Source organism: Streptomyces sp. NPDC059567, assembly GCF_042735655.1.
In the GTDB taxonomy this organism is placed as follows: domain Bacteria; phylum Actinomycetota; class Actinomycetes; order Streptomycetales; family Streptomycetaceae; genus Streptomyces.
The window spans coordinates 46,524-66,192 of record NZ_JBHWBS010000011.1 but is presented as its reverse complement, the minus strand read 5'-3'; the positions used below and the strand labels follow the sequence as shown (position 1 = coordinate 66,192).

The 19,669-nt window shown below is 71.4% G+C and carries 20 protein-coding genes; 7 read left to right on the top strand and 13 right to left on the bottom strand.

Features of this window, described 5'->3' with window-relative positions; translation table 11 throughout:
* Window positions 1-155 precede the first annotated feature (155 nt).
* Window positions 156-620: an RICIN domain-containing protein gene (locus tag ACFVZW_RS08385; RefSeq protein WP_384518551.1), complete on the top strand. Its 465-nt coding sequence runs from the start codon at window positions 156-158 to the stop codon at window positions 618-620.
* A 13-nt stretch (window positions 621-633) separates the two neighbouring features.
* Here the strand turns inward: ACFVZW_RS08385 and ACFVZW_RS08380 are convergent, their stop codons facing one another.
* Window positions 634-1,497 (bottom strand): class I SAM-dependent methyltransferase, encoded by an 864-nt coding sequence (locus ACFVZW_RS08380; RefSeq protein WP_384518549.1) that lies wholly within the window; start codon window positions 1,495-1,497, stop codon window positions 634-636.
* 61 nt (window positions 1,498-1,558) lie between these two features.
* Entirely contained in the window at window positions 1,559-2,491 is a 933-nt protein-coding gene (locus ACFVZW_RS08375) for a cupin domain-containing protein (protein WP_384518547.1), read from the bottom strand.
* Window positions 2,492-2,574: 83 nt separating this feature from the next.
* Between ACFVZW_RS08375 and ACFVZW_RS08370 the strand changes: the two genes are divergently transcribed.
* Window positions 2,575-3,408 (top strand): NmrA family NAD(P)-binding protein, encoded by an 834-nt coding sequence (locus ACFVZW_RS08370; protein WP_384518544.1) that lies wholly within the window; start codon window positions 2,575-2,577, stop codon window positions 3,406-3,408.
* On the opposite strand, the gene ACFVZW_RS08365 is transcribed toward ACFVZW_RS08370, so the two are convergent.
* On the bottom strand, window positions 3,365-4,357 hold the full coding sequence (locus tag ACFVZW_RS08365; protein WP_384518541.1) for a helix-turn-helix transcriptional regulator: 993 nt from the start codon (window positions 4,355-4,357) through the stop codon (window positions 3,365-3,367). The two genes, ACFVZW_RS08370 and ACFVZW_RS08365, sit on opposite strands and share 44 nt — an antisense overlap.
* Window positions 4,358-4,396: 39 nt before the next feature.
* Here ACFVZW_RS08365 and ACFVZW_RS08360 point away from each other — a divergent pair, with 39 nt between their 5' ends.
* On the top strand, window positions 4,397-4,879 hold the full coding sequence (locus tag ACFVZW_RS08360) for a hypothetical protein (protein WP_384518538.1): 483 nt from the start codon (window positions 4,397-4,399) through the stop codon (window positions 4,877-4,879).
* Here the strand turns inward: ACFVZW_RS08360 and ACFVZW_RS08355 are convergent.
* A complete protein-coding gene (locus tag ACFVZW_RS08355; protein ID WP_384518675.1) occupies window positions 4,866-5,609 on the bottom strand; it encodes a methyltransferase domain-containing protein in 744 nt (247 codons plus the stop codon). The genes ACFVZW_RS08360 and ACFVZW_RS08355 overlap by 14 nt on opposite strands.
* Before the next feature lie 36 nt (window positions 5,610-5,645).
* A complete protein-coding gene (locus ACFVZW_RS08350; protein ID WP_384518535.1) occupies window positions 5,646-5,951 on the bottom strand; it encodes a 4a-hydroxytetrahydrobiopterin dehydratase in 306 nt (101 codons plus the stop codon).
* A gap of 91 nt (window positions 5,952-6,042) precedes the next feature.
* Between ACFVZW_RS08350 and ACFVZW_RS08345 the strand changes: the two genes are divergently transcribed.
* Entirely contained in the window at window positions 6,043-6,852 is an 810-nt protein-coding gene (locus tag ACFVZW_RS08345) for a helix-turn-helix domain-containing protein (RefSeq protein ID WP_384518532.1), read from the top strand.
* Here the strand turns inward: ACFVZW_RS08345 and ACFVZW_RS08340 are convergent.
* Complete coding sequence (locus tag ACFVZW_RS08340; protein WP_384518529.1) at window positions 6,842-7,258, bottom strand: hypothetical protein; 417 nt, start codon at window positions 7,256-7,258, stop codon at window positions 6,842-6,844. The two genes, ACFVZW_RS08345 and ACFVZW_RS08340, sit on opposite strands and share 11 nt — an antisense overlap.
* A gap of 464 nt (window positions 7,259-7,722) precedes the next feature.
* On the opposite strand from ACFVZW_RS08340, the gene ACFVZW_RS08335 reads away from it, so the two are divergent.
* The gene (locus ACFVZW_RS08335; protein ID WP_384518526.1) at window positions 7,723-8,160 is read left to right on the top strand and encodes a hypothetical protein; all 438 of its coding nucleotides are present in this window, start codon (window positions 7,723-7,725) and stop codon (window positions 8,158-8,160) included.
* Between the two features lie 1,093 nt (window positions 8,161-9,253).
* On the opposite strand, the gene ACFVZW_RS08330 is transcribed toward ACFVZW_RS08335, so the two are convergent.
* Window positions 9,254-10,225, bottom strand: a complete 972-nt coding sequence (locus ACFVZW_RS08330; protein ID WP_384518523.1) for an alpha/beta hydrolase — start codon at window positions 10,223-10,225, stop codon at window positions 9,254-9,256.
* Window positions 10,226-10,337: 112 nt separating this feature from the next.
* A complete protein-coding gene (locus ACFVZW_RS08325; protein ID WP_384518521.1) occupies window positions 10,338-11,501 on the bottom strand; it encodes a PP2C family protein-serine/threonine phosphatase in 1,164 nt (387 codons plus the stop codon).
* A gap of 194 nt (window positions 11,502-11,695) precedes the next feature.
* Here ACFVZW_RS08325 and ACFVZW_RS08320 point away from each other — a divergent pair, with 194 nt between their 5' ends.
* Both ACFVZW_RS08320 and ACFVZW_RS08315 read left to right on the top strand, forming a co-directional pair.
* The gene (locus ACFVZW_RS08320) at window positions 11,696-11,992 is read left to right on the top strand and encodes a hypothetical protein (protein ID WP_384518519.1); all 297 of its coding nucleotides are present in this window, start codon (window positions 11,696-11,698) and stop codon (window positions 11,990-11,992) included.
* Window positions 11,993-12,098: 106 nt separating this feature from the next.
* The gene (locus tag ACFVZW_RS08315) at window positions 12,099-13,304 is read left to right on the top strand and encodes a low temperature requirement protein A (RefSeq protein ID WP_384518516.1); all 1,206 of its coding nucleotides are present in this window, start codon (window positions 12,099-12,101) and stop codon (window positions 13,302-13,304) included.
* Between the two features lie 3 nt (window positions 13,305-13,307).
* Here ACFVZW_RS08315 and ACFVZW_RS08310 read toward each other — a convergent pair whose 3' ends face one another.
* The 5 genes from ACFVZW_RS08310 to ACFVZW_RS08290 form a co-directional block, all read right to left on the bottom strand.
* A complete protein-coding gene (locus ACFVZW_RS08310) occupies window positions 13,308-15,095 on the bottom strand; it encodes an alpha/beta hydrolase (RefSeq protein WP_384518513.1) in 1,788 nt (595 codons plus the stop codon).
* Between the two features lie 55 nt (window positions 15,096-15,150).
* Window positions 15,151-15,291, bottom strand: coding sequence for a hypothetical protein (locus ACFVZW_RS08305; RefSeq protein WP_383552797.1), 141 nt, complete (start codon window positions 15,289-15,291; stop codon window positions 15,151-15,153).
* Window positions 15,292-15,342: 51 nt separating this feature from the next.
* Window positions 15,343-15,816, bottom strand: a complete 474-nt coding sequence (locus tag ACFVZW_RS08300; protein ID WP_384518510.1) for a hypothetical protein — start codon at window positions 15,814-15,816, stop codon at window positions 15,343-15,345.
* 81 nt (window positions 15,817-15,897) lie between these two features.
* The gene (locus ACFVZW_RS08295) at window positions 15,898-17,379 is read right to left on the bottom strand and encodes an amino acid permease (protein ID WP_384518507.1); all 1,482 of its coding nucleotides are present in this window, start codon (window positions 17,377-17,379) and stop codon (window positions 15,898-15,900) included.
* A 66-nt stretch (window positions 17,380-17,445) separates the two neighbouring features.
* Window positions 17,446-19,605: a phage holin family protein gene (locus ACFVZW_RS08290; RefSeq protein WP_384518504.1), complete on the bottom strand. Its 2,160-nt coding sequence runs from the start codon at window positions 19,603-19,605 to the stop codon at window positions 17,446-17,448.
* Window positions 19,606-19,669: the final 64 nt, after the last annotated feature.

Sequence of the window (19,669 nt, the reverse complement as noted above, 5' to 3'; positions counted from 1 at the left end):
TACGACCCTCCCTCCCGCCCCCCGGCCCCCCCCCCGTTCTTTTACAGCCGCGCGGCCGCGGCGCCCCCCGCCCCCGCCCCGCGCGCCCCCCCCCCTCTCCCATGCCCCGGTGGTCGACCGCCCCGGTGGTCGACCACGAGCAAGGAGTACGGACAGTGAGCGGTTCGCCCGCCCCGGTCGAAGAGGGCCTCTACCGGGTACGGAACGTGGCCAGCGGGCTGCTCCTGGAGGTGTACCAGGGCTCCACCCGCAGCGGCGCGAACGTCCAGCAGGGCAAGGAGAACGGCTCGCCCGGCCAGCACTGGCACATCACGGCCGTCCCGAACGGCAGCGGCCTCTACCACCTGGTCAACCTGGCCGGCGGCAAGCGGCTCGACGTGGCGAACGCCTCGACGGAGAACGGCGCCAACATCCAGCAGTGGAAGGCGAACAACTTCGGCGCGCAGGAGTGGATCATCGAGCAGGATCTGCAGTCGCCCGGGACGGTCGCGCTGGTGAGCTTCATCAGCGGACTGCTGCTCGAGGTCGAGGACGGCTCGATGGACGACGGCGCGAACGTCCGGCAGTGGGAGGACACCGACTCGCCGTCGCAGTGGTGGCGGCTGGAGCCGGTGTCCTGACCCTGGGCGCCGTTCAGCCCTTGCGGGCGGTGTGGACGGTCGAGGCGGACAGGTGGAAGAGGTCCGTGCGCCGGTGCAGGGAGAGCGGGTCCGCCGGGTCGAGCAGGCGGTCGAGGCTCGCGCGGTCCTCGGCGTCGACCCGCTCGCCGAGCGGGTGCCGCAGGCGCGTGAAGTGGGCGACGACCTGTTCGCGTACGACGGCGGGCACGGGGGCCGGGACGTCGGTGAGGAACGAGCGGATGCCGCTGGGGGTGAGGCCGGCGGCCCCGAGCAGCGCCCGCCAGTCGTCCGGCTCGTCCTTGCTGTCGGGCAGTTCGGCCCGCATCTCGGCGAACCAGTCGGCATGCGCGGCCTCGATCCTGGTCTCCAGGCCGGACCGGCCGAAGCCGATGTTGGCCGGCAGATGACGGGCGTAGAGCCCGCCCTCGACGAGGGCGATCAGACCGCCGGGTCGCAGCAGACCTGCGAAGGCGGCGAGGGCGGCCCGCTGGTCGCCGATGTGATGGGTGGAGTTGCCGGCCCAGATCAGGTCGGCGTCGCCCAGGGAGTCGAAGTCCTGCGGGAGTTCGGCCCGCAGGGTGGTGACGCGGCCGGCCAGGCCGCGCGCCTCGGCTCGGCCACGGGCGCGCTCCAGGAGCTCCGGGGACGCGTCCACGGCGACGACTTCGGCGGCCGGGAAGGCCTCGGCGAGCAGGGTGGACACGACACCGGGGCCGCTGCCGACGTCGAGGATCCGGCGGACACCGACGGCCGGGACGAGTTCGCCGAGCCACGCGGCGGCCCGGGTGTAGAGGGGGCTGTGGAGTTCGGCCTGGCGCTCCAGGAGCGGTGCCATCGCGGCCCAGTCGAGGTGCGTGCTGTTGTGGTCGTGAGTCATGGTGCCAGCCTGCGGCCGACGGTCGGGAAACGCGAGAATAGTTGCTGTTCCGGCAACGGACTCACTCCCGGCGGCGGTGCTCCTGCGGGCTGATGCCCCGTACCCGCTTGAAGGAGGCGCTGAGCGCGAACGCGCTGCTGTAGCCCACCTGACGGGCCACGGACTCGATGGTGGCGTCCGTCTCCCGCAGGAGGTCGGCGGCGAGCGCGAGGCGCCAGCCGGTGAGGTACGCCATGGGTGGCTCGCCGACGAGCTCGGTGAACCGGCGTGCGAGTCCGGCCCGCGACGCGCCCGCCTTGGCCGCCAGCGAGGCGACCGTCCAGGGGTGGGCCGGGTCGTTCTGGAGGAGTCGCAGGGCCGGGCCGACGACGGGGTCGGCCATGGCGCGGTACCAGGCAGGGGCCTGTGCTCCCGGCCGGGAGAACCAGGCCCGGACCGCGGCGATCAGGAGCAGGTCGAGGACCCGGTCGAGGACGACGCTCTGCCCGGGTTCGTCGCGGGAGATCTCCTCGTCGAGGAAGGGCATGAGGGGGCAGTTCCATACGTCGGCGGGCAGGTGCAGCAGCTCCGGCAGCGCGTCGAGCAGCCGCCGGCTGACCTCGCCGTCCATCTGGTAGGTGCCGACGAGCACGGTGGTGGAGCCGTCGAGGGCGTTGCCCCAGCTCCGTACGCCGAGGTGCATGGCTTCGGCGAGCGGCTCACCGCTCAGCGTGGTGCAGACGCCACCGGGGCCGATCACCGCCCGCGGCGCGGCGTCCGGGGCGTCGGCGACGACGTACGGCTCGGGGCCGCGGGCGATGGCGATGTCGCCGGGCCGCAGCAGGACGGGTTCGCTCCGCGCGGGGACGATCCACGCCTCGCCCTCGGTGACGCACATCAGGCAGAGCGGCGCGCGGTCCTCGATCCGGACCGACCACGGCGGCTCCATGATCATCCGGAGCAGGAAGGCCCCTTTGGCCCGCGGTCCGTCGAGGAGTCCGGCGAGAGCGTCCATGAACGCCAAGCGTAGACGGACGCGTATGGGAGTGAGTCTGTGGAGCATGGGAAGTGGGCCGCGGGCACGCGAGTCTTGAGGACATGACGACGAACACGAACGACACGCAGACGGTTCTGGTGACGAGCGCGACCGGCAAGACGGGCAGGCGGGTGGCGGAGCTCCTCGCGGCCCGCGGCGCGACCGTGCGGGCGGGCTCGCGCTCCGGTACGACCCGCTTCGACTGGGAGGACGTGAGCACCTGGGTCCCGGCTTTGCGGGGCGCGGACACCGCGTACGTGAGCTACTACCCGGACCTCGCCGCGCCGGGCGCGGTGGAGGCGATGCGGACCCTCGGCGAACTGGCCGTGGCGAACGGGGTGCGGCGGCTGACGCTGCTGTCCGGGCGCGGTGAGCCGGAGGCGGTCCGCGCGGAGGAGGCGCTGCGCGCGTCGGGGGCGGAACTGACCGTCGTACGGGCCTCGTTCTTCGCGCAGAACTTCAACGAGGGTGCGATGGCGGAGGGCGTCGCGGCGGGCACCATCGCGTTCCCGGCGGGCGACACGGCCGAGCCGTTCATCCACGCCGACGACCTGGCGGAGGTCATCGTCGAGACCCTGGACGGCGACGGCCACGCGGGTGTGGTCCACGAGGTGACCGGTCCGCGGCTGCTGACCTTCGCGGAGGCGGCGGCGGAGGTCTCCCGCGCCTCGGGCCGTGAGGTCACGTACGTCCCGATGAGCGAGGGCGAATACACCTCCCTGCTCCAGCAGTTCGGGCTGCCCGAGCCGGACGCACGGTGGTTCTCGGCGCTATTCTCGATGCTGCTCGACGGCCACAACGCGTCGGTGACGGACGGGGTGAAGCGGGTCCTGGGCCGCGAGCCGCGCGACTTCACGGCCTTCGCAGCGGAGGCCTGGCGGGCGCCGGGGGCGTAGCTCCGTAGCGGGCGGCCATGCGGGCGACGGTCTCGGTGATCCGGGCGCGGAGTTCGGCGGGTTCCAGGACCTCGATGTCCGCACCCAGGGCGAGGAAGGTCTCGTGGGCGTGGGCGAGGGACTCGATGGGGAGGGTCGCGCGGGTCCAGCCGTCCGGCTCCGGGGAGCCGGTCGCGGCGAGGGCCCGGGCGGCTTCGCCCGTGAGGCGTTTCGCGCCGTCCGGGGAGAGCCGGACGAGTGCGTCGCCGCCGTGGAGCCGGGTACGGAAGGCGGCCTGGTGGTCCGTCCAGTACGCGGGCAGGGAGAAATCGTCGGGAATCGCGAACTCCGCGTCCGTGACGTCGAGTTCGAGAATCTGGTCGACCCGGAAGGTACGCGGTCCGGGCCCCGCGACCAGGTACCAGCGGCCGGCCTTGAGGACGAGTCCGTACGGTTCGAGGCGCCGGTCGACATCGGTGGGTTCCTTCCAGCGGCGGTAGCGGACGGCGAGGACCCGGCCGGCCCGTACCGCCTCGGCGACCTGGGGAAGGAAGGGCGCGTCGGTGTCCTCGGCGTACCAGCCGGGCGCGTCGATGTGGAACCGGGCCCGCAGCCGGTCGACATGGTCACGCAGTGGCGCCGGCAGGGAGGCGCGCAGCTTGAGCTGGGCGTCCACGAAGTGCCCGCCGAGCCCGAGTTCGGCCGCGGCCCCGGGGATCCCGGCGAGGAAGAGCGCCTCGGCCTCGCCCGTGTACAGGTCGGTCAGCCGGGAGCGGTGGCCTGCGAGCAGCTGGTAGCCGCCGGAGTGTCCGGCGTCGCCGTAGAGCGGCACACCGGCCGCGTGCAGGGACTCGACGTCGCGGTAGATCGTGCGGACGGAGACCTCCAGCTCCTCGGCGAGCTGGGCGGCGGTCATCCGGCCCCGGGTCTGGAGCAGCAGGAGGACGGAGATCAGCCGGCTGGACTTCACTGACACAGGATGTCAGTGAACCCCTCGTACGGTCCAGTCATGACTTCCACGGAGACCTCTCGGTCCACCACGACGCACGGCTTCTCCTTCCTCGACGGCGACTGGCACGTCCACAACCGTCGCCTCGCCGACTTCATCGATCCCGACAGCGGCTGGGAGGAGTTCGACGGTCACACCACGGGCCGGCTCTTCTGGGACGGCCGGGCCCATGTCGACGAGATCGTCTTCCCCTCGAAGGGGTTCAGCGGGCTGACGCTGCGGCTCTACGAGCCGGAGACGGACGAGTGGACCCTGAACTGGTCCAACAGCCGTACGGGCCGCCTGGATCCGCCGGTCAGGGGTCGGTGGTCCGAGGACGGCACGGGAGAGTTCCACGGCGTGGACGTCCACGACGGCAGGAACGTACGGGTGCGCTTCCGCTGGTCGAACATCTCGTCCTCCACCGCCCGTTGGGAGCAGGCGTTCGCGCTCGACGGTGGGCCGTGGGTGACGAACTGGGTGATGGACTTCAGTCGCGCCTGACGGGCCGCCGGTAGGACACGAGCCGGTATTCGGGATCGTCACGGGGGCGGTCCTGGTCCGGCAGCGCGGCGAGTTCGGCGACGAGCGCGGCCGTCGTCTCGGGCGAGCCGCCGAACCACGAGGCGAAGTAGCCGCGGCGCAGCTTCTCCGTGGTGCCGCGCGGGGTGTTGCCCTGGTCGTGGCCGGTGAAGCGGGTGGTGCCGGCCGGTTCGAGGCCGAGCGCGGCCGCGTGTGCCGCGATCCGGTCGGCCCGGTCGTAGCTCTTCTCGTACGAACGGTGCGGGGCGAGGACGGCGTCGATGTCGCTGCCGACGTCGTGGGCGGCGTCCTTGTCCACCGTGGCAATCAGGACGCCACCGGGCCGCAGCACACGGGCGGCCTCGGCGACGATCGCGTCCGAGAACGGGACCAGGTGCAGCAGCCAGACGGCGCTGACCGCGTCGACGGAGGCATCGGGGAGGGGCAGACGCCGGGCGTCGGCGAGGACGACCCCGCCCGGTACGCGCCGTCCGGCCCTGTGGGCCATGCCGGGCGCGGCATCGGCGCCGTACACGCGCAGGCCGGGTCGGGTGAGCCGCTCGGTGACGAGGCCGGTGCCGCAGGCGAGGTCGAGCAGGGTGCGGGCGCCGGGCGGGACCAGACGCAGGACGGCGTCCGCCGCCGCCCGCGCGCGGGGCACACCGCCGCGCGTCTCGTCGTAGCGGTCCGCCTCGGCGTCGTAGTCCAGCAAGGTCTGCCCCATGGGGCAGAGCCTAGTTCGTGGAGGTCAGTTCGCCCCGTGCGCGGGCGCGATGGTCTCGACCCGCGCGGCCAGCTCGAAGTCCTTCTCGGTGACCGCGGGTCCGGCCGAGTGGGTGTTCACGGACACGGCGACGGTGTTGTAACCGAGCGTCAGATCGGAGTGGTGGTCGAGCTCCTGCTGGATCTGTGCCACGTGGACCACCATCGCGGTGGCCGCGAAGTGGTCGCCGAGACGGTAGGTGCGGGTGATCCGGTCCTCCGTCAGGGACCAGCCGGGGAGCTCTCGCAGGCGGTCCTCGATCTCCTTCTGCGACAGCGGCTCTGTGGGCATGTCCGTACTCCCTCCGGTCGGGGTTGCTGACCGTGACGATACGGTCCCGGGGTCTCGATACCCGGGCCGACACCTGGGATACCGTCGGGCCATGACAACAGTCGCGAGCGACCGGGGAGTGGGGCCGCTGCTGCGCGGCTGGCGCGAGCAGCGGCGGCTGAGCCAGTTGGAGCTGGCGCTGCGGGCCGATTCCTCGGCCCGGCACATCTCCTTCGTCGAGACGGGCCGCGCCCGGCCGAGCGAGGAGATGATCCTGCGCCTCGCCGAGCACCTGGACGTGCCGGTCCGGGAGCGCAACGCGCTGCTGCTCGCGGCCGGGTACGCGCCGCGGTACAAGGAGTCGACGCTCGACGACCCGCGGCTGGGCACCCTGCGGGAGGGCATCGAGCAGCTGCTGCGCGGGTACGACCCGTATCCGGCGCTCGTCGTGGACGGCGCGTACACCGTGGTGGCGGCGAACGAGAGCATCGGCGTGCTGCTGGCCGGCGTGGCGGAGCATCTGCTCGCCCCGCCGCTGAACGCGATGCGGATCACGCTGCATCCGGAGGGCCTCGCGCCGCGGATCAGGAACCTGCGGGAGTGGCGGGGGCATCTGCTGGCCCAGATGGAGCGGCAGATCGCGCTGTCCCGCTCGGAGCCGCTGCGGAGGCTGTACGAGGAGGTGGCGGCGTACCCGCTGCCGGAGGGCACCTCGGACCCCGACGACCACGAGGACCCGGAGTCGTATCCGTACTTCGCGCTGCCGCTGCGGATCGAACACGACGGGCGGGTGCTGTCGTTCGTGTCGTCGATCTCGACTTTCAACACCCCGATGGACGTGACGGTCGCCGAGCTGGCCATCGAGACGCTGCTCCCGGCAGACCCGGAGACCGTCGCGTATCTGCGGTCGCTCAGGGGGTAGTGGCGCGCAGGGCCGACCACTGGAGTCCGGCGAACCCGGCGACGACGGCGGCCTGCATCGGGATCCACACCAGGCCGGCGGTGGTGGGCTCCAGCCAGGCGACGAGGGCGACGACGCTGAGCGCGGCCCAGAGGGCGTTGACGTCGATCACGAGCTTGACGCCGAGGGCGGGCGGCTGCGGGCGGCTCGCGAGCCAGGCGACGCCGGCCGCGTACAGGGTGAGGAGGAGGCCGAGTTCGAGCAGCAGACCGGAGTCGACGCCGAGCAGCCCGCCCAGCGGCCCGGACGCGGCGAGGTAGGCGAGGCCGTTGCCACCGGTGACGACGGCGTCGAGGGCGAGGAACCGGCGCACCATCGACTGCGGCTGGGTGGTGCGGGAGAGACCGGCGAGCAGGGCCTGGGACATGGCGGATCACCCTCCATGGGCATGTGTCTACGGGTGGTGGACCCGGAACTCGGCCGGAGTGCGCCGCCCGAGTCCCGGTGACCACCACGATGCCGCCGCACTCGACGCGGGTCGATTACGTGGGAGGTAATGCGAGGCGGCTCGGTGCCTCGACCGGGAGCCCGGTCCGGGAGCCCGGTCCGGGAGCCCGGTCACCCATGGACCGGAGTCAGCAACGATCATGCCTCCGCGCGACTCCTGAAGGCCGCCACCGAAGGGCGGCAGTCATAGAGGTTCCGGTACGGCGGTGCTGCACACCCGCGCCCCAGTCCGAATAGGCGTTTCGCGTGGCGGGACTGACCTGAATTCTCCATGCCCACGATTAGCCTAATCCAACGCTCTCAGCAATTCTACTGATGGAATCTGCCAGCGAACGAAGGGCTCAGTGACGCGGAGCTCGTCACACCATCCGACAGATAGGATTCATGGTGTATCGAGACGAGTACGATCTGACCATTGACACACAAGCAGAGAAGCTGATTGACCTAAAGCAAAAGCTGGTCTACTTCCTCGCGACTGCAGCGACAGCCCTCGTCGTCTTTTCTTCGAAGTTCGCACTGGACTACGGAAAGGAATTCAATCGAGAGGCCGTGAACCCCGGCGGCACCGTCAGATGGCTCGTAGGCGCCGCCTTCTTTGCGCTGCTGACCGTAGGCTTTGCCCTCATGGGAGTCTTCCTCGGTCATAAGTCTTTTGAGCGCCATCTCGAATTCCGATACAAGAAGGCTCTTCCGAATGATGAGGAGTCGAAAAGGTGGAGCCTTCTCACCAGCTTCCAGCAGTGGATGTTCTACTGCTCCTCTGCCTTCCTGATTACGTCAACAGCGCTCGCATTCTGCTATTTCTCCTTCCTGCTCTGGTGAGCGATGATTGGAGCCACTGATGCACCACTACCGAGGACGCGCCCCCCTGGTCGAACTCAATGAAGACGGGTTCGAGATTAGGTTGACAAATGAAATCACGGGCGAGCAGGTTACCATTTCTGGAACCCGAGAAGCCCTTTTCAGCGAGCAGGTGCGAGAGCTAACCCGTGACGACATCTACGCCCTAGGTGAGTACCTGGCCGCTAGCTTTAGCAACTGGGAGGGGCAGGAGGGCCCGTCTCGCGGGTCGGTCTAGGCCAGCGGGGCCTCAGTGGCCTGTCAAGTGTCGGAGCATGGGCTTTAGAGCACCAGAAGCCTGGTAGCGGCACTTTGGTCATCACCCCCGATCACTCCGTCTGCACCCTGGGGCCGCTGTCGCGAGGGCGTGACGCCACGGTGTTCCTGGAGTGACCGTGGCTGACCGCCCAATCTGCCACGCATCTGGCACTCGTACTCCCAGCTCAACTCGCTCGCTCACTCACCGTCTTCGGAGCGACCACACCGGCCGACGCCCTATCGCGGCAGCAGCCGCTCCCCGCCCGCCCATTCCCGGTAGTGCTGGCGCCTCACGCGCTCGCATTTGTGGCGGCGGGGGTACGGCATCCGGCCCAACTGGTCCCCTGCAGACGGCCGGCCTGGCGCAAGAGGCCACCCCTCCCTCGCCGCTGACCGTCTTTTGGCACCCCCTCCCGGCCGCGGTAGGCAGCGCTCCCGGCTGCGCATGCCATGTGACGGTTGCCGTGCCTTTGGGCCTGCCTCCGCTCCCCCATCAACCCAAGCTGTCAGGCATCGGCCGGCGGCCGGAGCGGGGCGGAGACAGGAGCGGCGGCCCGGACGACGGGCCGCACGCGCCGCGCCGTGCGCGGCGGGTGCCTTGAACCCGTAGAGAAGGTTTCTCCTCACTCCGCCTGAGCGGCATCAGGGACGAGGCGACTCGTGAACCTCTGGGCACGCAAGCGCTCGTAGACATCCGGCCACCGGAGTCCCTCAAGGCATCCGGCACTTACTGGCACGACGCCCTTCCCCCACCATCGCGGCCGAGGAACGAACCAGTACCGGTGACCTGGGCCTTCGACATGTGCGCGGTCACCACTTACGAGTGGAGTGCCCGGCGCAGTGCCTCGACGGCCAGCGTGCGGGCGACGACGGTCGCCTTGGAGTCGCGGAGGCTGTCGAGCATGAGGAAGTCGTGGACCATCCCCAGCACTCGTACCGCGGTGACGTCCACACCGGCCTCGCGCAGCTTGGATGCGTACGCCTCGCCCTCGTCGCGCAGTACGTCGGCCTCATCGGTGATGACCAAGGTGGTGGGCAGACCGCGCAGCTGCTCGATGTCGGCCCGCAGCGGGGACGCGTAGATCTCTTCGCGCTGCCCCGGCTCGCTCGTGTAGGCGTCCCAGAACCACTTCATCCCGTCGCGGGTGAGGTAGTAGCCCTCGGCGAACTGCTGGTAGGAGGGGGTGTCGAAGTTGGCGTCGGTGACGGGGTAGAGCAGCACCTGGGCCGCCAGGCTGACATCGCCGCGTTCCTTGGCCATCAGCGCGAAGACGGTCGACATGTTGCCGCCGACCGAGTCGCCGCAGACCGCGATCCGGGAGGCGTCGAGGTTCTGCTCCTCGCCGTTCTGGGCGATCCACTTTCCGACCGCGTAGTTCTGCTCGATCTGCGTGGGGTACTTCGCCTCGGGGGCCAGGTCGTAGACCGGGAAGACCACCGCCGCGTCCGATCCGACCGCAAGTTCACGTATCAGACGATCGTGGGTGTTCTCGTCACCGAAGACCCATCCGGCGCCGTGGATGTACAGCACCACCGGGAGCGTCTTCGTCGCTCCCTCGGGGCGGATGATACGGGCGCGGACGTGGCCGTATCGGCCCGCGTCCACGCTCACCCACTCCTCGGTCACCGCGGGCTTGGCCACGCCCTCCCCGTTCTGCAAGCCATCGAGGATCTCGCGGCCGTTCTCCGGTGGGACTTCGTAGATGCGCGGGTGCGGGGAGGTGGCGTCCGCAAGCTCTTTGGCCGCGGGTTCCAGGACAGGGGTCGGGAACGACGGGTTCGCGGGCATGACGCGCCTCCTGCTCTCGGCCGATTCAGGGGCAGCGGACAGGGCTGAGCCCCCTTTCATCGTCTCTCAGTCGCTCATCGGCGCAACATCGGGAGAGGGCCCCCGAGCACGATCAGCCTCGCGGCTGGTCGGGAGCATCAGTACCCGGGGATGGATCGGATGGCGGCAGCATGCGCTCGATCGCGACCATGGCAGCGTCATCCCCCAGATGGCCGCCGACGTGCCCCATCAGATCCTTGCGCAGGTAGGCCAGGAGAGCGTCCGGACCCTTGCTCGCACTGCCGGCCACCCGATCCGCAAGCGGGTAGAACGTGCCGTCCTGGTCGCGCGCCTCGATGACACCGTCTGTGTAGAGAAGGGCGATGTCGCCGTGCTCGAAGCCGAACGTTTCCGGAGAGAGGTCGGTCTCCACGAATGTGGTGAGCCCCAAAGGCGGTGCCGGATGACGCACTTCGAGCGGACTGACCTGGCCGCGACGCAGTAGCAGGGGCGGGGGGTGACCGCAGTTGATCAGACGAATGACCGGCTCGTCGTCCGGGAAGTCCATCACGGCGGCGGTGATGAACGCCTCGCCGCGATCCTCGGTCGCGATGTCGGGAGCCCCAGGGTTGTCCAGGTTCGAGGAGACGGTTCCCTCCAGGAAGCTGACCAGCGCGGACAGGTCCGCCTGCCTGTGTGCTGCGCCCCGGAACGCGCCGAGAAGAAGGGCGGCGTCACCGACCGCCTCCAGGCCCTTGCCCCTCACATCGCCGATGACGATCCGGGTTCCTTGCTCCGTGCGGGCGGCGGCGTACAGGTCGCCGCCGATCTGCGCCTCGGATTCGGCTGCCAGATAGACAGAGGCGATGCGCAACGGACCGATCCGCGGGGGAAGCGGCTTGAGCACCACCTCTTGGGTGGCCGTCGCCACCGAGCGCAGCTGTGTCAGCTCCCCCACACGGCGTTCTCGCCGGGCGGCAAAGAAAGTCGCGAACGCCGACATCAGAATCAGAGTGATCAACTGGAAGCTGTGGTTCAGATCGATGAGGCTGGTGCGCACCGCCGCGACAACGGCCTGGGCCAAGACAGCCAGCGCGCCGACGCAGGCGGTCGTCCGAGGTCCGGCGAACGACGCCGTGATAGCGGGGGCGGCGACCAGAAAGGGCCCGAGGTGGACGCTGGGCGGAGCCAGGATGTCGACCACAGTGACGATCACGATCAGCGCGATCGGTACCGCCAGCAACGCATGACGTGTCCCCTCTGGCGAAGGATGATCTCCGCGTCGGCTAGGAACCATACGTTCTGGATACACCGCATCGCGCCCCGGCGCCCGCTCCGGCCGAAGCAGCCCCAGGGCCGTGGCCGTGGCCGTTCGCAGGTGCTCGCCAAGGCGACTCGCCATTTACGCGGGACGGGCTGGAGCGGGGCGAAGACAGGAGCGCCGGCCCGGGCGCCGGGCCGCGTGCGAAGCCGAGGCTACGCTTCGTCGGCATGCTGAACCGTGTTCCGTTCGATGAGGCGCTGCGCTCCACCGTCGGCACCCCCAAGCAGGCCGAACTCCTGGACAGCAGTCCGAGGTCACGGGTGTGGCGGGTGCGGCTGGCCGACCGACGGCTGGTGATCGTGAAGCCGGGTGACCTCGCCGACGCCGTTGCGCTCGCCGGCCGCGCCGGTGCCCGTCTGACAGCCGCCCTGCGTATAGGGCTGGTTGGCTCCCCTGCCCGTCAGTCCCGATCCCCACAGAACCCCACCTGCGTGGACGATGCCTCCAGGAGCATGGTGCTGTGAGGTGCGAGGTGATGCCGGATCCCTCAGATCGCTTCGCCGTCGTCGGGTCGTGGGTATTGTTCGCGCCGTGGCGGCGGGGGCCGCACCGAGGACGCGGGGAGCTCACATGGCACGGCGCAAGGACCGGGCGCGGATGGTCGCGGCCGGGGACGACCACCGGGTGACACCCGCGGAGCTCTTCTTCGACCTGGTGTTCGTGTACGCGATCACTCAGGTGACCGCCCTGATGGCGGCCGATCCGTCGACGATGCGGGTGGTCGGCGCGATGATCGTGCTCGCGCTGCTGTGGTGGTGCTGGTGCTGCTTCGCCTGGCTGGGCAATGTCGTACGGGCCGACTCCGGGGCGCTGTTCGCGGTGCTCGTCGTCGTGATGGCCGTCGTCTTCATCGTGTCGCTCGTGGTGCCCGAGGTGTTCGCGGACGCACCCGGCGGGCTCTCGGCCCCGCTCCTGTTCGTGCTCTGTTACGGAGCCGTGCGCACGCTCCATCTGGTCTCGTACTGGATCTCCAGCCCCGACGACACCGCCCTGCGGGCCACTCTGCGCCGCACGGCGCTGCTGTCCGTGGCGCCGCCGCTGGTGCTGCTGCTCATCGGCTCCGCGTACACGGGCAAGGTCCAACTCCTGCTGTGGCTGGGCGCGGTGGTCATCGACTACGGCGGGATCTACGTCACGGGAGCCTCCGGCTGGCGGGTCAACTCCCCCGGGCACTTCTCCGAGCGGCACGGACTGATCGTCATCATCGCGCTCGGCGAGTCGATCGTGGCGATGGGCGTGGGGGTGTCCGGCCTGCCGATCACGGTCGCGGTCCTGGGCGCTGCCGCGGCCGGGCTGCTCCTCTCGGCCGCGCTCTGGGCGCTGTACTTCCGGCGGCTCTCGGAGGGGGCCGAGCATCGGCTGGAGGCACTGGAGGGCGACGAGCGGACCCGGTTCGCCCGGGACGTGTACACCTTCCTGCACCTTCCGCTGGTCGCGGGTGTGGTGCTGTGCGCGCTCGGGATGAAGAAGGTCCTGCAACAGGTCGCGGACACCGGCCACTACGACCTCTCCGAACCACTGCACGGCGTCGTGGCCTGGTCGTTGACGGGCGGGGTCGGCGTCTTCCTGCTCGGCGGGGCCGCCATCGTGCTGCGCACCTCGGGCCGTCGGCCGACGGTCCTCGCCGTGGGCGGGGTGTGCGCGCTGGCGGCCGGCGCTCTCGTCGGTCTGGTCCCCGCCCTCGTCGCCCTCGTCCTCCTCGCCGCCGGTCTGACGACGCTGGTCACCCTGCTCGGCAGGGGCACCGCGGGGAAGAGCGTCCAGCAAGCCGGCTGAAACTCAGTACGCGGCCTTGCGGTCCTTGATGAAGGCGCGCAGCCGGCTCGTGTCGGCGGCGGTCCAGCCCTCGGGCGGGGCGACGGCCGCCCAGCCGTCGACGGCGCCCGCGCCGTAGCGGTGGCCGTGCGGCGCCTGGACCTCGTACGAGACGGCCATGTCGATCGAGGTCTGCCAGAAGGCGACGAAGGGGAACCAGTCGATCTCGGGCGTGATGTCCGGGCCGAGCGGATGCTCCAGCCAGTCGGGGCGCTCCAGGAGGAGCTCCGGCGACCACCAGACGATCGGGTCGGAGGCGTTCTGCAGATAGACCGCGCGGGGCCACTCCCAGCGGGCCGGGGGCCTGGCGAGGTCCGCCTGCGGGAACTGCGCGAAGCGCACCCGCGCGCCGCCCTCGTACTGCGGGCGCCACACCGGGCTGCCGGGGTCCCGGTCGCGGCGGATCTCCCGGGACGTCGGGGAGAAGTCGGGCGTGCCGAGGAGCAGAGCCCCGTCGGTCCGGGCGAGCAGGTCGTCGGGGCCGTCGAAGGACGCCTCGACGGCGTAGGCGCCGAGGCTCTCGCCGGTGACGAGGAGCTTGGGCCTGTCCTCGGCGGGGAGCGCGTCGAGGCGGGCGCGGACGGCCCGGACGAGTTCCCGGGTGGCCTGGCCCGCCTTCTCCTTGTCGACGAGGAAGGAGACCCAACTGGGCAGGTACGAGTACTGGACGGCGACGATCGCGGTGTCGCCGCCGTACATGTACTCCAGCGGCTCGGCGACGTTCGGGTTCACCCAGCCGGTGCCGGTGGTGCCGGCGATGACGAGCACCTGGCGCTCGAAGGCGCCGGTGCGTTCCAGTTCGCGTACGGCGAGTGCGGCCTCGGCCCTGAAGGGGCGCTCGTCCTCGAAGGCGGCGGGCACCGCGGAGGGGACGTAGACGCGGACCGGGTCGAGGGCCGGACGCCCGCTCCAGGCGGCGATGCCGTCGCCGGTCGGTACGGCGCCGGTGAAGTTGCGGCCCTGGAAGCCGAGGTTCTCCCAGCGGAGCAGGGAGCCCGGGCCGCCGGAGACGTACCGCGAGACCGGTGGGTGGATGCCGTCCTTGGTGCCGCCGTTGGTGGCCTCGGCGATCCGGTCGGCGACGTCGATGATCCCCCGGTCGAAGACCACGTCCCGGACGCCGACGAGCACGACGAGGGCGGAGAGCACCGCCCCGACCGCGAAGGCGAGGGGCCTGGGCAGGAGCCGGCCCAGCAGCCGGATCAGCTTGGCGGAGCCGAGGCGGACGGCGCGGGCGACGAGGAGGAGCACGAGCAGGAGCCCGATCGCCATCAGCGCGATCACCGGGGTGTGCCAGGTGAGGGCGGTCGGCAGATCTTGCAGGACCCGGAGCTGACGCTGCATCCGGGCGCTCTCGGAGATCAGCCACATCGAGACGGCGGGGGCGACGGCCCAGTACACCTGCCAGCATCTGCCCCGCGCCCGCTCGCCGGGGCGCCCTCGCACGAGCGCCCGGAAGAGCCAGGCGAGGGCGGAGCCGAGCGCGTAGCCGATGGCGGCGGTGATGCCGCCGACCAGCCCTTGGAGATACCAGGGGCGCGGGACGAGCGAGGGCGAGAGGGAGGACCAGAAGAAGAGCGTGGCGACGCAGAGCGCCGTGAGATCGGGCCAGCGGCGGATCAGGTACGAGGGGTCGGGGCGGTCCCAGTAGGGGTGCCGCGCGACGGCGAGGAGCCGTATGCCGAACGGCTTCAGCCGGTCGGCGGGGCCGGCGGACCGATCGGGAGTGGTGTGCCGGTCGGCCGAGATCATCGGATGATCCTCGTCCACGGTGCACCGCTCCGCAACTCCGCCCGCCGGCCGGGTCCTAGCGGGCGGGACGCTCCTCGCGGACGGGTTCCGGCTCACGGGCCGGGGCGCGTTCCGGCTCGGCGGACGCGCCGCGTGCGTTGCGGGCGGCCTCGGCGCGCAGAAGGGCACGGAGGACGGCGAAGGGGTCGACGGGCATGGCGAAGCTCCTTGCGGTGGGGGGTGACGGGCTGCGAGAGGTACGGGCCTCTCAGCAGCGCATCACCACGCACCGCCGGGCGTCGTCGCGCGGGCTCGGTACGGGTACGGGTACGGATGCGGGTGCGACAGCGAGGTCGGATGCCGCCGGTCCGCGCCGGCGAGCGCCGTCGCGGGGCGCGGCCCCGTGGCGCGAGCGGCTCCGGGAGACCGAGGCGGCCGCCTCTGCCTCACCCGCCTCGTGCGTCTCCGCACCGGAGTCGGCCGCGCCGGACGCGGCGGGCAGCACCTCGGTGACTCCGAGGCCTCCGGCGCCGCCGTACGTCCCGAAGAGGGCGGCCAGCACGAGCAGCACCGGAACCACGACCCGCCCGAGGGCGGACGCTCGGGAGCGGCTTCGTCGGGCGGCAGGTGAGGCCGGGGCGCCCGTGTGGGGTGCGTCGTGTCCGGCCGGTGCGCCTGCCCCGCTCTCGGCCGCGTCGCGCACCGGCCCGCCCGCCGAGGCGGCGGGTTCGGTACGCGACACGGGAGCGGGGCTCACGGAGATGCGTACTGCCCCGCGACAAGCCCGACGTGCCGCGGCGGGCGGGGATTCCGCCCGGGCGGCCTACGCGGAAGCGCCCGAATTCACGCGCTCGGACGCGCCGTCGGCCGTCCGCGTCGGACCCGGCACGGAGACGTCCGGAGCCGGCAGGGAGACGTCCGGACCCGGCACGGAGAGGGAGTCCGGACCGTTCGGCTCGGTTCCCCGCCGCACCTTGCGGGCCGACATCCACGCGTAGACGAGCACACCCGCGAAGAGGAACAGCACGCCCTGGTACACCGCCGCGTATCCCGAGCCCGCCACGAGCCACATGGAGAAGCCGAAGGCGGCCGCGGCCAGGACCCCGTCGCGGATCAGACGGGCGCGGTCGACGCGCTCGGACCGGCCGGAGAGCAGGAAGTAGATCTGGGCGGCGGTCGACAGCAGGTAGGGGACGGTCGCGGTGAAGGTGGTGACGAGGACGAGGATCTCGAAGACGCCCTCGGTGCCGACCGTGTAGTTGTAGACCGTCAGCAGCGAGGCCAGGACGACCGTGACGAGGACGCCGACGGTCGGGACGCCGCGCCGCTTCTGGGCGAAGACCTTCGGGAAGAGCCCGTCGCGCGCCGCCGCGTAGGGGGTCTGGGCACTCAGCAGGGTCCAGCCGTTGAGCGCGCCGACCATGGAGACGAGGGCCATGCAGGCGATGGCGGTGCCGCCCCACGAGCCGCCGAACATGGCGTTCACGGCGTCCGAGAACGGCGCGGAGGACTCGACGAGCCGGTCGTGGGCGACCGTGCCGAAGACGGCGAGCGTGCCGAGGAGGTAGATCGCGGCGGCGCCCAGGGTGCCGAGGACGGTGGCACGGCCGACGTTGCGCCGCGGGTCGCGGACCTCGCCGGCGCTGACGGCCGCGGACTCGACGCCCAGGTAGCTGAAGAGCAGGATCGCGGCGGAGGCGGAGACCGCGCCGAGCGCGCCGCCCTCGCCGGCCTGGAACGGTCCGAGGTTGGCGCTGTCGAAGAAGAAGAGTCCGCCGACGGCGACCAGGAGGAGCGGGACGAACTTGAGGACGGTCGCGACGAGCTGCACGGCGCCCACGTACCGGGTCCCGGCGAGGTTGGCGAGCGCCGGCAGCCACTGGAGCGTGAGCGCCGCGGCGATGGTCGCGAGCTTCGACTCGTGGACGGGGATCAGGACGTCGAGGTAGCCGACGGCGGCCACGGCGAGGGCCGCGTTCGAGACCCAGGCGGTGATCCAGTACGACCAGGCCGCGAGGAAGCCGGCGAAGTCGCCGAAGGCGGCGCGGGCGTAGACGTACGGGCCGCCGGTCTGCGGATGGCGGTGGGCGAGCCGGCCGAAGACGAGGGCGAGGGCGATCGCGCCGAGGGTGAGGACGCCGAAGGCGACCAGGCTGACCGTGCCGAAGGGGGCGACGGAGGCGGGGAGCAGGAAGATTCCGCCGCCGATGATGTTGCCCATGACCAGGGCGGTGGCGATCGGCAGTCCGAATCGCCGGGCGTGCTTGGTCTCTTCTGCGGACTGTTCGGATAGGGCCGTGCTCATGGGGGGTGGTGCGCCTCTCGTCGTGCAAACCCGACCATGGTCCGGCAGGCGAGACGCCCTACCAAATCAGTTGTTTTTGTCCGGTCCGGCGGTGCCCTTGACCGGAAGAAACGCTTCCGCATCGCTCACGGGCGGGGAAATCTCCAGCGGCACCTGCGGTCCCGCGCACTCCCTCAGCCAGCGGCGCAGCACCCGGTGGAGCTGCTCCGCGCCCACGAGTTCGGCCCCTGGCCCGACCGGCGCCGAGAAGTCCACGGGCGAGAGCAGGAAGGGGTGCGACTGCTCGCCGCCGAGACCGCCGTGCGAACCGATCTGCTCCTCGAAGGCGTGCACGGTGCCGGTCGCCGGGTCGTACATCGAGTTGACCATGATGTCGGCGACGTGCGGGAACCCGTCCGTGCGCCGTACCGCGTCCGCCGCGCCCCGCCCGAAGACCGCGAGCGGCCCGTCGTCGGCGAGCTCGGCGACCGGCACCTCCGCACCGTCCCTGCCGAGCACGACCGAGCCGTGCTCGGCGCTCGCGACCAGCAGGAAGCCGATGCCCGGGTGGTTGGCGAGGGTGTGCAGGAGCGCGGGGTGGCGGCGCTCGATCTCCTCGCGGGTCATCCGGTGCGGCACGCCGGGGAAGGAGATGAGACCCAGGTTGCCGGAGGCGAGCACGACGGGCCCGGCCTTGTCGGGCACCGCTCCCCCGTCCTCGTCCACCGGCCGGTGCAGCGCGCTGCGCAGCGCGTCGCGTGCCGCGTCCCTGGCCTCCGAGCCGCTGCGGGTGCGCCGGACCCGGCGCGGTACGGGCAGCCCGCATCCGGCGCGTACGAGATCCCGCAGGGTGAGCCCATAGGCGCCCTCGAAGGTCTCGCCGGGGCTCTGGCCGTGGTCGGAAAGGAGCACGATCCGGTACGGGCGGGGCGCATGCTCGGCGACCTTGGCGATCAGCGCGAGGGAACGGTCGAGCCGGGCGAGGACGCGGTCGGTGTCGTGGCCGTGCGGGCCGGAGTGGTGGGCCACCTCGTCGTAGGCGACGAGGTCGGCGTAGACGGCGGTCCGCCCGGCCAGCAGGTCCCCGATCACCGCGGCGACGACGACGTCGCGCTCCACGACGGTGGCGAAGGCCCGGATGAAGGGGTAGGTGCCGCCGCGCGAGACCCTCGGGGTCTGCTTGCGCAGCCGCGCCCGGATCGACTGGACCACCTCGCGCGCGGCCTCGGCGACGAACGACCCCGCCGTACGGACCGCGTTGGCGGGGTCCGAGAAGTAGGTGAAGTACCCGGCGCGCGAGCGGTTGCGCCGACCGCGGCGGGCGGCCATCGACAGCACGAGGGCGAGCTGGTCGGCGCCGCCGCTGAAGAGGTTGCCCCGGGAGGCGCCGTCGACGGTCAGCAGCCCGCCGTCCCCGGTGCGCTCGATGGCCCGCCGCTGGAGCTCGACGGCGCTCGCGGGGCGGTTGGAGACCATGAGCCGGCCGGTGTCCTTCTCGTACCAGCGGAAGGCGGGCACGTCCTCGTTGGAGCCGTGCAGGATGCCGAGCTGGCTGGCGCCGGTCTGGCTCGACCAGTCGGTGCGCCAGGGGGTGAGCCGGTGGGAGCCGTCGAGCCAGTCGGCGACGGTGGGCATCAGCCCGTCGGCCACGGCGTCGCGAAGCACCTGGTGCCCGACGCCGTCGAGTTGCAGGAAGAGCGTGCCGGGGACGGGTTCGGGGCCTCCCCCCACACCTGGCTGCGTGGGGGGACGCCCCGTCACCGCCCGGGGGCGCTTGCGGTCGGCGAGCCGGTAGAGGCGGCGGCGGTAGGCGTCGTCGTCCCGGACCGCGAGCGCGGTGGAGGTGGCCGAGGCGACGGCGGACATCACGGCGGCGACGACGACGGCGGTCTCCGGGTCGGCGGCGCCACGGCCGTCGGGGATGAGCCAGAGCGCGATCAGCAGCAGGGAGCCGTTGAGGAAGAACACCAACAGGCCGAGGACCAGGGCCGGTACGAGCAGCAGCGCCCGGACGATCACGGGCCACACCAGCGCGCCGAGCAGAGCGAACGCGCCGGCGCCCCAGGCGGCGGTGAGGGCGGTACGGGTGATGCTGTCGCCGTCGGCGGACTGGAGTTGGAAGTCGGGCAGCAGTCCGGCCAGGACCAGCATGGTCAGCGTCGACACCGCCCAGACCACGACCACCCGCACCAGCGCGCTCCCCGCGCTCCGCCAGTGGCCGGCGGTACGCCATCGCCCGTCACCCACGCCTGGTTCACCTTTCACCCGTTTCCTGCCTCAAGCGTGGCACATCGCCCAGGGGCGCGGTCAG